This is a genomic window from Embleya sp. NBC_00888 (assembly GCF_045207655.1).
In the GTDB taxonomy this organism is placed as follows: domain Bacteria; phylum Actinomycetota; class Actinomycetes; order Streptomycetales; family Streptomycetaceae; genus Embleya.
In genome coordinates this window covers 6,375,833-6,390,942 of sequence record NZ_CP108784.1, presented here as the reverse complement: position 1 = coordinate 6,390,942, position 15,110 = coordinate 6,375,833, and the positions used below count along the sequence as shown (strand labels likewise).

At 72.0% G+C, this 15,110-nt stretch carries 13 protein-coding genes; 4 read left to right on the top strand and 9 right to left on the bottom strand.

Features of this window, described 5'->3' with window-relative positions; all coding sequences use genetic code 11:
- Positions 1-91 precede the first annotated feature (91 nt).
- The gene (locus OG948_RS27290) at positions 92-937 is read left to right on the top strand and encodes an ABC transporter permease (protein WP_406298966.1); all 846 of its coding nucleotides are present in this window, start codon (positions 92-94) and stop codon (positions 935-937) included.
- Between the two features lie 100 nt (positions 938-1,037).
- Here OG948_RS27290 and OG948_RS27285 read toward each other — a convergent pair whose 3' ends face one another.
- The 3 genes from OG948_RS27285 to OG948_RS27275 form a co-directional block, all read right to left on the bottom strand.
- Positions 1,038-4,232, bottom strand: a complete 3,195-nt coding sequence (locus OG948_RS27285; RefSeq protein WP_406298964.1) for a BTAD domain-containing putative transcriptional regulator — start codon at positions 4,230-4,232, stop codon at positions 1,038-1,040.
- Positions 4,233-4,507: 275 nt separating this feature from the next.
- Positions 4,508-4,777, bottom strand: a complete 270-nt coding sequence (locus OG948_RS27280; RefSeq protein WP_406298963.1) for a DUF397 domain-containing protein — start codon at positions 4,775-4,777, stop codon at positions 4,508-4,510.
- Positions 4,774-5,643, bottom strand: coding sequence for a helix-turn-helix domain-containing protein (locus tag OG948_RS27275; protein ID WP_402229602.1), 870 nt, complete (start codon positions 5,641-5,643; stop codon positions 4,774-4,776). Before OG948_RS27275 ends, OG948_RS27280 begins: the two co-directional genes overlap by 4 nt.
- Before the next feature lie 259 nt (positions 5,644-5,902).
- Between OG948_RS27275 and OG948_RS27270 the strand changes: the two genes are divergently transcribed.
- Entirely contained in the window at positions 5,903-6,304 is a 402-nt protein-coding gene (locus OG948_RS27270; RefSeq protein WP_395859738.1) for an ATP-binding protein, read from the top strand.
- Between the two features lie 100 nt (positions 6,305-6,404).
- Here OG948_RS27270 and OG948_RS27265 read toward each other — a convergent pair whose 3' ends face one another.
- Positions 6,405-7,352, bottom strand: coding sequence for an alpha/beta fold hydrolase (locus OG948_RS27265; RefSeq protein ID WP_406298962.1), 948 nt, complete (start codon positions 7,350-7,352; stop codon positions 6,405-6,407).
- 149 nt (positions 7,353-7,501) lie between these two features.
- Between OG948_RS27265 and OG948_RS27260 the strand changes: the two genes are divergently transcribed.
- Complete coding sequence (locus tag OG948_RS27260; protein ID WP_406298961.1) at positions 7,502-8,668, top strand: SRPBCC family protein; 1,167 nt, start codon at positions 7,502-7,504, stop codon at positions 8,666-8,668.
- A 479-nt stretch (positions 8,669-9,147) separates the two neighbouring features.
- Positions 9,148-10,680: a PQQ-binding-like beta-propeller repeat protein gene (locus OG948_RS27255; RefSeq protein ID WP_406298960.1), complete on the top strand. Its 1,533-nt coding sequence runs from the start codon at positions 9,148-9,150 to the stop codon at positions 10,678-10,680.
- On the opposite strand, the gene OG948_RS27250 is transcribed toward OG948_RS27255, so the two are convergent.
- The 5 genes from OG948_RS27250 to OG948_RS27230 all read right to left on the bottom strand — a co-directional run bounded on the left by OG948_RS27250 (position 10,596) and on the right by OG948_RS27230 (position 15,109).
- The gene (locus tag OG948_RS27250) at positions 10,596-11,441 is read right to left on the bottom strand and encodes an urease accessory protein UreD (protein WP_406298959.1); all 846 of its coding nucleotides are present in this window, start codon (positions 11,439-11,441) and stop codon (positions 10,596-10,598) included. The two genes, OG948_RS27255 and OG948_RS27250, sit on opposite strands and share 85 nt — an antisense overlap.
- Positions 11,438-12,187, bottom strand: coding sequence for an urease accessory protein UreG (gene ureG / locus OG948_RS27245; RefSeq protein WP_406298958.1), 750 nt, complete (start codon positions 12,185-12,187; stop codon positions 11,438-11,440). The genes OG948_RS27250 and ureG overlap by 4 nt, the downstream gene beginning before the upstream one ends.
- Complete coding sequence (locus OG948_RS27240; RefSeq protein ID WP_406298956.1) at positions 12,177-12,866, bottom strand: urease accessory protein UreF; 690 nt, start codon at positions 12,864-12,866, stop codon at positions 12,177-12,179. The genes ureG and OG948_RS27240 overlap by 11 nt, the downstream gene beginning before the upstream one ends.
- Before the next feature lie 126 nt (positions 12,867-12,992).
- Positions 12,993-14,714 (bottom strand): urease subunit alpha, encoded by a 1,722-nt coding sequence (locus OG948_RS27235; RefSeq protein ID WP_406298955.1) that lies wholly within the window; start codon positions 14,712-14,714, stop codon positions 12,993-12,995.
- A complete protein-coding gene (locus OG948_RS27230; RefSeq protein ID WP_406300354.1) occupies positions 14,711-15,109 on the bottom strand; it encodes an urease subunit beta in 399 nt (132 codons plus the stop codon). Before OG948_RS27230 ends, OG948_RS27235 begins: the two co-directional genes overlap by 4 nt.
- Position 15,110 lies beyond the last annotated feature (1 nt).

Here is a 15,110-nt window from a genome sequence, read left to right as displayed (position 1 = left end):
GTCCCGACGTCTACGGCACCCGGGTTCTGCCACTGCTCGCCGTCCTGCTGCTGACCATCTCCCATCTGGCCCGTGTCCTAGGAGCCTCCCGATGACCACGACCACCGTCCGTCCCGCCGACGACACCGCCGCGCACCCGCCCGAGCAGCCGGCCGCGCACGTACCGCACCGCAACGCCCCCAGCGCCGCGGTGCGGCACACGCTCACGCTCACCTGGCGCAGCCTGGTGAAGTTGAAGAAGCAGAGCGAACAACTGATCGACCTGACTTTGCAGCCGATCCTGTTCACCGTGATGTTCGTGTACCTCTTCGGCGGCGCGATCGAGGGCAGCACGCACGACTATCTCCAGTTCGTCCTGCCCGGGATCCTGGTGCAGACCGTGGTGTTCGCCTCGGTGGGCACCGGAGTCGGGCTGTGCACCGACATGTCCACGGGTGTGTTCGACCGGTTCCGCAGCCTGCCGATCTCGCGGATCGCGCCGCTGGCGGGCACCGTGCTCGGCGACGTGCTCCGGTTCCTGGTTGCCGTCGCGTCCGTGTTCGTGTTCGGCACGATCATCGGCTTCCGGTTCCACACGAACGTGTTCGCGGTGATCGCCGCGGTCGGCCTGGTGCTGCTGTTCGCGTTCGCCATCTGCTGGGTCGTGGCGTTGCTCGGGGTGACCTTGAAGCAGCCGCGCACCGTGCAGGGCGTCTCGTTCGTGATGATGTTTCCGCTGACCTTCGGCTCGAACCTGTTCGCCAAGACCTCGACGATGCCGGGCTGGTTGCAGGCGTGGGTCAAGATCAACCCGGTCACCGAGGTGACCAACGCCTCGCGTGGTCTGCTCACCGGCGGACCGGTGGCCCATCACGCGACCGTGGCGGTGATCTGGGCGTTCGCCCTGATGGCGGTGTTCATCCCGTTGACGCTTCGCCAGTACAACCGCCGGGTCTGACGCCTCGCCGGTGAGTCCGCCGGAGCCGACCCTCCGGCGGTACCGCCCGACCGCCGGAGCCGACGCCGGCCCGCTCGCGCTCCGAACCGCCCCGGCGCCCTCAGGGTTCCGGGGCCGCGAGCGGTTCCGGGCGGACCAGCGTGATCACCTCGTCCACCCCCAGCGCCGCGCCGATCGCCCTCACCCGGGTGAATTCCTCGACCCCCATGCTCACTTCCAACCGTCGCGCGACCCGGTCCGCGTCGATGTCGCCGAAACCGGGGTGGCCGCGCACCACCTGTGCCGCGCCGAGCCGCAGCGCCGCGCCCTCGAGGTCACCGTTGGTCAGGGCCAGCACGGCGAACCCCTCGACACACGAGGCCAACACCGGCATGTCCTGACTCTCCAGCGCGTACGGGACCGCGGCCTCGAGGTGGTGCCGGGCCGCCGCCACGTCGCCGCGGCCGCACGCGACGTGGGCCCGGCCGACGTGCAGGCTGCCGATCAGTTGCGGGGGCAGCAAGGAGGTGTTCGGCAGCTCCGCGAAGGCGCGCCGATAGTGTTGCTCGGCCCCCTCGAAGTCCTCGGTATAGCGAGCGAGTTCGCCCAGTCCGAGCTCGGCGAGCAGGAGTGAGAGCGGAGTCGAGTGCTGATCGACGCGCTCGACGAGATCGTCCATCACCCGCCGCGCGGCCTCGATGTCGCCGGCCCGCGCGTGGATCATCCCCCGACGGACCAGGAGTTGTGGGATCTCGTCCTCCGCCTGCAACTCGTACAGCAGCACAAGCGCCTCGTCCACGGCGACCAAGGCGCCGTCGAAGTCGGCCGTGTACATCAGCAGTTCGGCCAGCCCCGAGATCGCGGACGCGCGTCCCCACCGGTCGCCCATGGCGGCGAACCGGTCCCGGGCGTCGTTCAGGAAGTAGACCGCGCTCTCGGGCCGGCCGAGGTTGACCGCGAAGTGCCCACGCATCAGCCGGGCCATCGCCTGGGTCCACGGGTCGTCGAGCGTGTCGGCCGCCACCAGCGCCGCGCCCATGGCCTCGTTGTCCCCGCGCACCACGTAGCCCAGCATGTCGAGGAACACCGGCAGCGACCGCGGCGCCTCGGGTCCGAGTCGACGGACGATGATCCGGGCCCCGGCGTAGGCGCGGATCGCGTCCCACCGCTCGCCGGCCGAGAAGGCGTGCAGCGCGTGGAACGCGAGCGCGGTGGCGCGCTTGTCCTGCGGCGCGGGTCCGGGCACCGCGAGCCCCTCGTGGCCCCACGCGTGTCCCTCGCCGTGATTGCCGCGTATCGCCCAGAACCAGGACAGCGCCTCGACCAGCCGGGTGGCGATGTCCGCGTCCCCGTGCTCGACCGCGTGGCGCAGCACGACCGCGAGGTTGTCGTGCTCGGCGGCGATCCGGTTGATCGCCTCGATCTGTCCCGGCCCGCGCAGCCGCGCGTCCTCCGCCTCGGTGTAGCGGATGAACCAGCGCGCGTGCCGGTCCGCGGTCGCGTCCGCCTCGCCCGCGTCGTCGAGCCGCTCGCTCGCGTAGGCCTGGATCGTCTCCAGCAACCGGTAGCGGGTCTCGGTGCTGCCGATCACGTCCACGAGCGACTTGTCCACCAACCCGGCGAGCAGGTCGAGCACATCGGCCGCGGCGAAGTCCTCGCCCGGCAGCACCGCCTCGGCGGCTTCCAGCGTGGTGCCGCCGGCGAACACCGACAGTCGGCGCAGCGCGACCCGTTCGTGCTCCTCCAGCAGGTCCCAGCTCCACTCGACCACCGCGCGCAACGTCTGGTGCCGGGGCAGCGCGGTCCGACTCCCGCCGGTCAGCAGGCGGAACCGGTCGTCGAGCCGGTGCGCGATCTGCGCGGGGGTGAGCGAGCGGGTGCGGGCGGCGGCGAGTTCGATGGCGAGCGGTTGCCCGTCCAGCCGCCGGCAGATCTCGGCGACCGCGCCGATGGTGGCGGCGTCGATCACCAGGCCCGGGCGGACCGCGCGGGCCCGGTCGGCGAACAGCCGCACCGACGCGTAGGTCGTGCCCTCGTCCACGCCGACGTCGACCGGGGGCAGCGCGAGCGGCCCCAGCGGGCACAACATCTCGCCGTCGATGCCCAGCGGTTCCCGGCTGGTGGCCAGGATCCGCAGGTTGGGTGTCTGGGCGAGCAGCCGGCCGGCGAAGGCCGCGGCGGCGGCGATCAGGTGTTCACAGTTGTCCAGGATCAGCAGGATGGGCCGGCCCGCGAGCAGCTCGGCGATCCGGTCCACGACATCGCGGCCGGGGCCGGGCAGATGGGTGTCCAGCAGACCCACCTCACGTCGTCCCAATGCCGCCAGGACCGCCTGTGGGACGTCCAACGGGTCCAGTACCGGGGCGAGTTCGACGAACCAGATGCCGCCGTCCACACCCTGGCCGCGGGCCGCGATCCGGGCGCCGGCCTCGGTGCTCAGCCGGGTCTTGCCCGCGCCTCCCGGGCCCACCACGGTGACCAGGCGCGACTCTTCGAGCAGCCGGTCGACCCGGACCACCTCGTCCTCGCGGCCGACGAACGTGGTCAGCCGCGCGGGCAGATTGCCCGGCGCCGGGCGGGGCGCGGCCGGGGGGCGGGGCTCGGCCGGCGCGGGCGGGGTCGCCCGCGCCGTCGGGCGCGGGTCGCCGCCGCGCAACACCGCGAGGTAGGCCGCCTCCAGGTCCGGCGAGGGGTCGATGCCCAACTCGTCCGCGAGCCGCTCGCGCAGGTCCTGATACAGCGTCAGCGCGTCCGCCCGGCGGCCCTCTTCGTGCAGCGTGCGGATCAGCAGTCCGTACAGTCGCTCGCGCAGCGGGTGTTCGCGGGTCAACTGTTCCAGTTCGGCGGCCAGTCCCTGGCTGCGGCCGAGCGTCAACTGGGCCTGCACCCGGTCCTCGATCGCGCCCAGGCGCTGCTCGGCCAGCCGCGCCGCTGGGCCGATCGCGAACGGCGCGTCGGCGGCGTCGACCAGCGCCGGCCCCCGCCACAGCGCGAGCGCCCGGCCCAGGGTCTCGGCGGCGCCCGCCGGGTCGCGTTCGCCCAGCATCCGGCGACCGCGGACCGCGAGCGTGCCGAACACGTGCGCGTCCACGTCCTCGGGGCGGATCCCCAACACGTAGCCGGCCGGCCCCGAGTCGAGTTCGGCGGGCAGTTGTCGACGCAGCCGGGAGATCAGCGACTGGAGCGCGTTGCCGGCCCCGGCGGGGGGCTCGTCGCCCCACACGGCCGCGATCAGCCGGTCGGCGGAAACCGGCTTGCCGGGGTCCAGGGCAAGCCGGATCAGCAGCGCACGCAATCGCGCGCCGCCGATCGTCACGGATCGACCGTCGTCGTCCCACACTTGGAGCGGGCCAAGCACCGAGATCTGCACCCCACCACTCTTCCACCCCGATGCGCTGCCGGAGCGTACCGGAGGGCAGCGCACGGAGTGGAGTAAGGGGTCGGCGACGGAGAGTTGCGCATTGGGAGCGTCCCGGGGCACGGGAACCCGGGACGATCATCGGGAGAATTCACTCTTTCGTGGGATTAATTCCCACTCTTGGGAGTGAGGAGCGCGAACAATCAACCGTTCGGTATCGGAACGGACTCGACTCAGGCGCCGATCCCACCGATAAAGGTCTGCCACGCACCGGCTTCCAGTTCGAGCACCGGACCGGCGGCAACTTTCGAGTCGCGCACCAGGACGGCGCTCTCGACGGGGGCCGTCTCGACGCAATTGCTGGTGGCGCCGCTGTATGTGCTCCGCCGCCACGCGTGACCGGCGACAGCGCCTTGACCTGCGTCTTTCCCATCGGGGTAGGAAACCGCAGTGATACTCGGGGAATCGAACCGGAAAAGCGAACCCGGGTTTGTGTTGCTCAAGACAATTCCTTTGCTGCGAGCTCGATCATGGACAAGGATTCACCGTACGACAGCGCCGAAGCGCGGATGTCCTCAAACAAACGCTCATAGACGCTGACGTGTTCGGGCTCCTCCAGATAGAGGCTACTCGTATGCGTGTCGAGGACGACCACATCCAGATCGGAAAGCGCGGGGAATCCGATGATCGCGAATGAACCCTCGATCGCCGGGTGTGCGCCCGCCGAGAACGGGAGGATCTGCAGGCGCACGTGCGGCCGCGCGGCGGCGGCCATCAGGTGTTCCAACTGGGCCCGCATCGTCTCCCGACCGCCCACCACGGTGCGCAGCACGGACTCCGAGATCACCACGGTCAGCCGGAACGTCGCCTCACCGTGCGGCCCGACGCGGTCCAGCACCGCCTGCCGCTCCTGGCGGACCCGCACGAGCATGTCCACCTGCTCGGCGGACATGTCCTCGCGCACCGCGGCGATCACCGCCCGGACATAGTCCGGCGTCTGCAACAGGCCGGGAATGAGCGAGAGTTCGAATCCCCGCATACCCGAGGACTCGGCCTCCAGGCTGAGCAGTTCGGCATAGGAGCTGGGCAGGATCGACGAGTAGCTGTGCCACCAGCCGCGCTTCTTCGCCTCGCGCGCCAGGGTCAGCAGCGAATCGCGCTCCTGCTCGTCCGCGACCCGGTACAGGTCCAGCAGGATGCGCAGGTCCACCGGTCGCACGCCGCTGCGGCCCAATTCGATCCGACTGACCTTGGAATCCGAGCACTCCAGGCGCACGGCGACATCTTCGAGGCTGAGGCCGCGCGCTTCGCGCAACCGGCGCAGTTCGGTTCCGAGCCTGCGCTGCCGAACGGTCGGATTGGGCGCCATGGCCACGCCGCACCTCCACTTACACGCTGTTCACGCACCGAACCGGAACGTCGGCGCGTCCGATCGGGGGACAGTGTGCCCTACTGCGCGTGGAAGTGTGGTTACTACCGGAAACTTCCCGTCGATCCAAGATTGGGAGTTGCACACTCATTCACGGCCGGGCACGCTCCATGTCGGCCATGACTTAATGTTGTCCACGGGTCGCTCTGAGTGCATGCCTCGGATCGTGCGACCCCCTGCCGCACGTCCGGAGGTCGACATGCCGGTGATGGCGGAGGACGTCCGTCACTATTGCGTTCAACTCGCCGCCTCGGCCCTGGGGGTGGGCCGGGCCCGTCGGACCACCGGCAAGGTCCTGCACGACTGGGGCCTGGCCGGGTTGGTCGACGTGGCGGAGGTACTGCTGACCGAACTACTGACCAACGTGCTCGTCCACGTCGGGCCCGGGGCCTGGCACGCGCTGACCCTGCTGCACGACGGCGACGTGCTGCGGGTGGAGGTGCGCGACTCGTCACCGCGCATGCCGATCGCCCGGGTCGGCGACTGGGACGAGGAGTCGGGTCGGGGGTTGCGGATGATCGACGGCTTGGCGCACGCGTGGGGCGCCGATCGACTCCCCCCGGGCAAGGTGGTGTGGTTCACCCTGCCGGACCGGCCGTGACCGGCGACGCCCGGGCGCCGGACGGGTCGGGGTCGGTCGGTCCGGGGTCGGTCGGTCCGGGGTCGGTGGTTCCGCCGCTCGCTCCCCCGTCGTCGGCGCGTCAGCCGTCGGCGGGGCTCGCGAGCAGGCATTCCTCGGCGAAGGCCAGCACCCGCAGGTGATACGCGCGCGCGGCGTGGTGCAGGCTGATGTTGTGCCCGACACCGCGCTGCGTGTGCGTCTCCACCCAACCCGCGGCGGTGAGCAACTCGCGCGCCTCGGCCGCTACTTCGGGACCGGCCGGCTGGGAGCGCTCGAACTCGGCCACGGTCCAGTGCACCGGCGGCACCACCCTGGCCAGCACCGCGGGCAGCGTGTGCGGGGTCTCCCGAACGTCGAGGAACTCGGCCATCGGCACCGCCGCCGCCACCCGCCCGGCCCGGGTGAGCAGCGCCGGGTCGTAGGACCCGGGCGGCCCGAAGAAGGTGTCCGGAGCGCCGCCGCCGGTCGACGGCACGAAGTCGCCCTCGGTGGGGACCGAGGCGAACTCGGCCAACCGCTGTGGCGTGTACCGCAACGGCGCGCCGCCGACGGCGAGCCCGAGCAGTTCCCGACCGCGCTTGTCCGCGCCCATCCGCAGCGCCAGGATCGCGCCCATCGAGTGCGCGACGACGAACACCGGCAGCCGACCCGGCCCGTCCGACTCCGCGCCGGCCGGAATCCCGGTCGCCTCGTCCGGCGTGTCGACGAGGCTCTCGGCCACCTCGTCGAGCAACGCGAACACCAGGTCCGCCTGCGCATCCAGCCCCTGTCGCTCCCGGGCCAGACCCGCGGAGGCTCCGTAACCGGGTCGGTCGATCGCCAGGACCGTCCAACCGAGCGCCGCGCCCAACAGCAGGAGTGAGCCCTCGGCGGCGCCCTCGCGATGCCAGTAGGCCGCGCGCGACCCGCCGCCGTGCAGCGCGAGCAGCAGTCCGCGGGGGCGGACGCCGGGTCCGGGTCGGGCGAGCAGACCCGACAGGGTCAGGCCCGCGATGTCATAGGCAACGTTCTCGACCCGGCCGGGCATGGTGCTGACCTCCACGTGCGATTGCCCACTGATGACACCACATCCGGTCGCGGGTCATTGACGGGGTATCGGCTCGGTCCAACAATGTAACGGTGTAACAGAGATCCGGTCGGGGTTGTGCCGGCCGGCCCGGACATCGGAGTCACACCGTGAAGCACCAGGACGTGGTCGCCACCGGGCGGCGCATCATCGAGCACATCACCCACCGCACGCTCGACCTGGGCACGGCGCCCGCCGTCCTGGACGGCTCGTGCTTCACCGACCCGGTCCGGCACGCCCGCGAGCGGGAGGTGCTCTTCCGCCGCACGCCGCAGGTGATCGGCTGGGCCGGAGAGGTGGCCGAGCCGGGCGACTTCATCGCGCGCGACGTGGACGGCGTACCGGTCCTGGTGACCCGGGACCGGGACGGCGGATTGCACGCCTTTCTGGACGCGTGCACCCACCGGGGCATGCGGGTCAGCCGGGACGTCCCGGAGACCGAGGGCCTGACCGGCACCGGCTGCGGAAGCGCGCAGCGCTTTCGCTGCGGCTATCACGGCTGGACCTTCGACGACCGGGGCGCCTTGACCGGGCTGCCCGGGCGTCCGCAGTTCCCCGGGATCGACCCGGAGAGGTTCGGCCTGCGCCCGCTGCCGGTCGCGCTGTCCGCCGGCCTGGTCGTGGTCGGCCTGCGTCCGGACGTCGAAGTGGCCGGTGCGCTGGACGAATTGGAGGACGCCTACGCGGGTTTCCCGTACGACCGCACCCGCGCGGTGGTCAGCGAGCGGTTCGAGTTGGCCTGCAACTGGAAGCTCACCGTCGACGTCAACGTCGAGGCGTACCACGTACCGTTCCTGCACACCGCGACCATCAACGGGATCGTGCTCAACCACGGCATCGTCGACACGTGGGGACCGCACACCCGGTTCGCGGTCCCGATCGTGGGGTTCGAGCAGCTCGCCGAGGTCCCCGAGGAGTCCTGGCCCGCGCGGCTGCCGATGGTCAACGTGCAGACGGTGTTGCCGTCCACCGTGCTGATCGAGAGCCCGCTGAGCACCACAATGTTGCGGATCTACCCGGGCGACCGGCCGAACCGCTCGGTCGTGCACATGACCGAGGGCACCTGGGAGCCACTGGCCGAGAGCAGCATCGCCATGGCCCGGGCCAACCACGAGACCAACAAGCGGGTGCTGGTGACCGAGGACTTCCCCGGCGCCGAGTCCTGTCAGCGCGGCTTCGACGCGGGTCTGCCGACGATGGTCGTGGGGACGGGCGAGTCGGCGGTCGCCCATTGGCACCGGGTGTGGGACGGCGCGCTCGAGTCGGCGCGGGACTGAGCACCGCGACGACCCCGAGCCGGCGCCGGCGATCCGGCGGGCGCGGGCGGGTTATGATCGTCCTGCTCGCGAAACGCTGTGCGGTTCGCGAAGGAGGCGCCTTTGGCCGGGCGCCTCCTTTTCTTTTGTCCGAAGCAGGCCCGTCTTTTGTCCGAAGCCGGCCCGTCTTTTGCCCCGAAGCCGGCCCCGGTCCCGTCCGGCCCCGGTCCGAACACGGCTCGAAGCCGATCCCCACACGATCCGGACCCGATCCGAAGCCGACCCGCCCCCGGTCCGAACCGGTTCCGGCCCGGTCCCGGAGCACGCGCGAACCGGTCCGAAAACGCCGCCGAGATCGCCCCGGGCGCCTCGTGTTCCCCTCGCGCGTCGGGCCGGCGAACCGTTTCCGGATCGTTTTTGCGGGCTCTATCCGTGCCGCCCCCCAGGTCCTACTCTGCTCTCCAGCAAGCACGTCGACAGGTCCCGGAAGGGCGTGGGCGATGCCCGGAGTGCGGACGCTCGGTGAGGTGCTCGACCACGACGGTCCGCTTGCGGACGGCCCGTTGCGCGAGGTCGCGGCGGGCATCGCCGACGCTCTGGCCCGTGTGCATGCGATCGGTCTCGTGCACGGACGGCTGGGTCCGGACCAGGTGCTGATCACCCCGTACGGTCCGCGCGTGACCGGCTTCGCGGGCCGCACGGACGCGGACGACGGCGGTGATCCCTCCGAGGACGTGTACGCGTTCGGCACGCTGATCACGCTCGCCGGCGGCGGCACGCCCTCCGCCGAGTTGAGCCCGCTGCTCCGGCGCTGCCTGGATCCCGATCCCGGACAACGTCCGACGGCGGTGGACGTGGACCGAGTGCTGACCCCGCGGCCCTCGGTACTGGTCCTGCCCGCCGCCCCCGCGCCGGAGCGCGCCGACATGCCGCAGGCGGCCCGGGCACAGGACCCGCCGACCGGGAGCAGACTGACCCGGCGCCGGCTCCTGATCGCGGGCGGCTTCGCGGTCACCGCGGCGACGGTGACCTCGGCCGGCGTCGCGTTCGCGCGGCTGGGCGAGGGCCGGACGCGGCCGAAGACGCGATGGCGGCGCGCGGTGGAGGGTCGGGTGACCACCCTCCAGGTCTTCGACAACGTCGCCTACTGCACGACCACGGAGAACGTGGTGATGGCCCTGGGCACCGAGACCGGCGTCGCGCTGTGGACCGCGCGCACCGAGTCGATGGTGTGGTCCGAGCCGGTGGTCTCCGGAACCGCCGTGTTCCTGGCGTGTGTGGCGGGGCAACTCTCCGCGCTCGACCCGGGCAGCGGTGAACGGGTGTGGCAGCAGTACGCGGGCGACCAGATCCTCGGCGCGCCGGTGATGCTGGGCTCGTCCCTGGTGGTGGGCACCCGGGACGACCGGGTGCTCGCGTTCGACATCGCGCAGGGCGCGCACCGCTGGGAGTGGAGCGAGTCGGCGCAGCGCGGCGGGGTGATGCCGGCCGTGATCGGCGAGAACGGCGGCGACCTGGTGTTCCTGACCCACACCGACGGCACGGTCAGCGCGATCGTCCCCGAGCGCAGGGAGCCGCGATGGTCGATCCACCTCGCCGCGCCGATCACCCGGCCTCCGCACGTCATCCATGATCTGGTCTACGTGGTCACCGGGTTCACCCTGGTCGCGCTGAACATCGCCACCGGCGAGATCGTCTGGCGCTTCCGCGGCACCCCGGACCTGACCGCGCCGGTGGTCGAGGACGACATCATCTACACCACCGACGTCGGGACGCTGTACGCGCTGGACGCGCGCACCGGCGCGGAGCGCTGGCGGCGGACCACCGGTGCCAGTGTGCCCAGCCCGGTGGCCGTGGTGAACGGGATCGCCTACGCCGGCGGCACCGACGAGTTGCACGCCTTCGATCGGGCGACGGGCCGGCGGCGCTGGACGCATCCGCTGCCGACCTACCTGACCGCCGCTCCCGCGGGCACCGGCGAGGTGTTGTTGCTGGGTACGGCCGGCTCCGAACTGGTCGCCCTGGAGAGCTGATCGGCCAAGGGCGCGACCGGGGCCGCGGGCGTCGCCGGGGCCAAAGCCGAGGCCGACATCCCCGCGAGCGCGCGGTGTGCCGTCATCGTGTCCCGCGCGGTCACGGTCACCAGGAGCCCGCCGCCCGCGAGATCGCACACCGCCCGGCCCGGCGCACTGGTCGGTCGATCGGGCGGGGCCGGCAGGGTCAACCGGGTGGCCACCACCGTCCCGCCGGCCGTGCCTGCCGGTCCGCGCCAGCCCGGATGCGCGGCCGGGCCGTAGCCGCTTTGCTGGCGCAGCACCGGACGCCCGTCGACGAGAACGTCCCAGCGCAAGAGCGCGTCCCCGCAAGGCTCGCCTACACGCCCCAGGACCAGCGTCTCCTGCACGAACAGGCGTGCGTCCGGCGCCGGTTCGGCCCGCACGACGCTGTGGAAGGCGGCCCGCGCGGCCACCACGACCGGTTCCGGCAGCCACTCCAGCAGGCCGCCGGCACCGATCACCAGGTGAACCCGCTGCCGGGCCGGCGTGCCGTCGCCGATCAGGATCACCGCGGCGGCGGCGGTGCGTACCCGCAGCCGCGCGCCGGCCCCCACCTCGACGCGCAGCGCCAGGTCGTCGCCGCCGATCGGTCCGGCCGCGCCGCCCACGAAGACCACCTCGGCAACACCGCCCGGCACGGACACCTCGCGCGGCAGCAGCGGCACCTGTCCGCGCAGTTCGGTCAGCACCGTGCGGCCGTGCCGAAGTTCCGCGCGGACCACGGCGGTTGCCCTCACCCGAGGACCGGGGCCGCGGCCGACGCGACCCCGACCGCGCCCGCCGGCCGTACCGGTACCGCCGTGCCGGCCCGCCATGCGGCGATCTGGTCGAGCACCCACGCGGTGACCACGTCCGCGCCCGGACTCTCGCGCAGCGACAGGAAGGCCACCGGGGTGCCCGGTCGCATGCGGGCCGCGTCGCGGTCCATCACGGCCAGGTCGGCGCCGATCTGCGGGGCGATGTCGGTCTTGTTGATCACCAGCAGGTCGGAACGGGTCACCCCGGGACCGCCCTTGCGCGGCACCTTGTCGCCGCCGGAGACGTCGATGACGAACATCTGCACATCGGCCAGGCCCCGGCTGAAGGTCATGGTCAGGTTGTCGCCGCCGGACTCGATGATCACCAGGTCCAGGTCCGGATGCGCCGCCTCCAGATCCTCGACCGCGTCCAGGTTGCCGCTGATGTCGTCGCGCACGGCGGTGTGCGGACAGCAGCCGGTCTGCACGGCGGCGATCCGGTCCGCCGCCAACACCCCGGCGGCGCGCAGGAAGTCGGCGTCCTCGGTGGTGTAGATGTCGTTGGTGACCACCGCGAGCGAGAAGCGGTCGGCGAGGACCCGGCACAGCGCGGCGACCAGCGCCGTCTTGCCGGATCCCACCGGTCCGCCGATGCCGATCCGCAACGCGCGCGAGCCGGGCACCGCGGGCGGGGGCGAAGTGTGCGTGTGGGTACCGCCGTTGCCGGGGGCGTGGTCAAGATGCAAAGTGGACGACCTCCTCGTGGGCGTGCAGTTCGGCGCAGACGTCGAGGCCGACCGAGGACCAGCACGGCAGCCGGTCCCAGTCGCCGTCGGCGAACACGGTGCGGGCCGCATCGGCGGCCTCCTCGGCGACCTGGTCGCAGTGCCCGGCCATCTCGGCGAGCACCACGGTGACCGAGATCGGATCGAGGGAGAGCAGCTTGACCGCCGCCGAGGCGGGCCCGTTGACCACGTTGGTCGCGGCCAGCACGGCCGCCTCGCGCTCGTCGAGCCGGGCCCGGGTGGCCGCCGCGCCGAGCACGATCGCGTGATGCGGGGACACCCCCAGGACCGGCCACGGTTCGGTGGGCCAGGCCGCCTTGGCCACCCGGCGCAGTGATCGGCCCTGGGCGCGCGAGGCGGCCCGGGCCGGCGCGGAGGCGGTCCGCGCGTCGAGTTCGGCGTCGAGTTCGGCCCACGGCGCGATCTCGGGCAGCGCGTACGGCCCCGCGGTCAGCGCGGCGACGGCGGCGAAGGCCGCCTGCACCGCGCCGGTGCCGTAGAGCTTGCCGAGCAGGAATTCGGTGAGTGTGTCGAGGTCGTGCACCTCGCCCCGCAGGACGGCGTTCTCCAAGCCGCCCGAATGCGCGTAGCCGCCTGCCGGCAGCCTGGAATCCCCGAGCAGGAGAAGTCCAGCACCCATGAGTACCACCTCTTACTGGTCGTAACGTGTCGATGTCGGTCCTGGCCGGTCACCGCAGTCACAGTTCTACATCCTGACGGTGAGTCAGCTTTCACTGACCCTCCGTCAAGAAGCGATCGGGCGCAATCAGAACAGGAAATAACGTTGCGCCATCGGCAAGGTTCCGGCCGGCGCCGCAACCACTTTCTCACCGTCCACGCGCACCGAGAACGTCTCGGGATCCACCTCGATGTGCGGCATGGCGTCATTGAGCGGCATGGCCGACTTGCCCCGTCCTCGCACGTCCCCGGTCGGCACCAGTCGGCGGTCGATGTTCAGCCGCCGCGCGAGCCCGTCCTCCAGCGCCGCCGGCGCCACGAAGTGCACCGACGTCGCCGCGGCGGTGCGCGCCGCCGCACCGAACATGGGCCTGGGCAACACCGGTTGCGGCGTGGGAATGGACGCGTTCGCGTCGCCCATCGCGGCCCACGCGATGGCCCCGCCCTTGACCACCAGGTGCGGTCGTACGCCGAAGAACCTCGGGTCCCACAACACCAGGTCGGCGAGCTTGCCGACGGCGACCGAGCCGACCTCCTCGTCCAGGCCGTGCGCGACGGCCGGGCAGATCGTGTACTTGGCCACGTAGCGCCGGGCCCGCAGGTTGTCCGCGGCCCCGTCGCCGGGCAGCGCGCCGCGCCGGACCTTGTTCACGTGCGCGGTCTGCCACGTGCGCAGCACGGTCTCGCCGACCCGGCCCATCGCCTGGCTGTCCGAGCCGATCATGGAGATCGCCCCGAGGTCGTGCAGCACGTCCTCGGCGGCGATGGTCGAGGGCCGGATCCGCGACTCGGCGAACGCCAGGTCCTCGGCAACGGCCGGATTCAGGTGGTGGCAGACCATCAGCATGTCGAGGTGTTCCTCGACCGTGTTGACGGTGTGCGGCCGGGTCGGATTGGTGGACGAGGGCAGGATGTTGGGCAGTCCGGCCACGGTGATGATGTCCGGCGCGTGCCCGCCGCCGGCACCCTCGGTGTGATAGGCGTGAATGGTCCGCCCGCCGATCGCGGCCAGCGTGCCCTCGACGAAACCGGTCTCGTTGAGCGTGTCGCTGTGCAGCGCGACCTGGATGCCCGCCGCGTCCGCCACGCGCAGCGCGGCGTCGATCACCGCGGGCGTCGAGCCCCAGTCCTCGTGCAGCTTGAGGCCGCCCGCGCCGGCCCGGATCTGCTCCCACATGGCCTCCTCGGACACGGTGTTGCCCTTGCCCAGGAGGACGAAGTTGATCGGTACCCCGTCCAGCGACTCCAGCATCCGGGCCAGGTGCCACGCGCCCGGCGTGACGGTGGTCGCCTTGCTGCCCTCGGCGGGCCCCGTGCCGCCGGCGACCATCGTGGTCACCCCGGCCGACAGCGCCTCGGGGAACTGGGTCGGCGAGATCAGGTGCACGTGGCAGTCGACCGCGCCGGCGGTCAGGATCCGGCCGTTGCCCGCGATGATCTCGGTCGACGGGCCGATCACCAGGTCCGGGTGCACGCCGTCCATCGTGTCGGGGTTGCCCGCCTTGCCGATCGCCCGGATCCGGCCGTTCCGGATGCCGACGTCGGCCTTGACGACCCCCCAGTGGTCCAGGATCACCGCGCCGGTGATCACCGTGTCCGGCGTGCCCTCGGCGCGGGTGACCACGGACTGCCCCATCGACTCGCGGATCACCTTGCCGCCGCCGAAGATCGCCTCGTCCCCGGCGGCGCCGCGCGGGCGGGTCAGGTCCTCGGTCACCTCGACCAGCAGTTCGGTGTCGGCGAGCCGGATCCGGTCGCCGGTGGTGGGGCCGTAGAGCAGCGCGTATCGGTGCCGATCGATCGACGTCATCGCGCGTCCTCCCCGTCCGACGCACCCGGTGCCGCGTCCCCCGGGTTCACCGCGTCCCCCACGTCCCCGGCGTCCCCGGTGTCGCCCGCGTCCAACACCCCGCCGCGGCCGGCCCGGAGCCCGGGCACGATCCGGGCACCGGCCAGCGGCACCAGTTCCACCTCGCGGGCCACACCCGGCTCGAACCGCACCGCGGTCCCGGCGGGCACGTGCAGCCGATGCCCCCAGGCCGCCCGGCGATCGAACTCCAACGCGTCGTTGGCCGCCGGGAAGTGCAGATGCGATCCCACCTGCACGGGCCGGTCCCCGGCGTTGACCACCGGCAACACCAGCACCGCCCGCCCCGGGTTCAGCGGGATGGGCTCCTCGCCCAACAGGATCTCGCCCGGCACCACG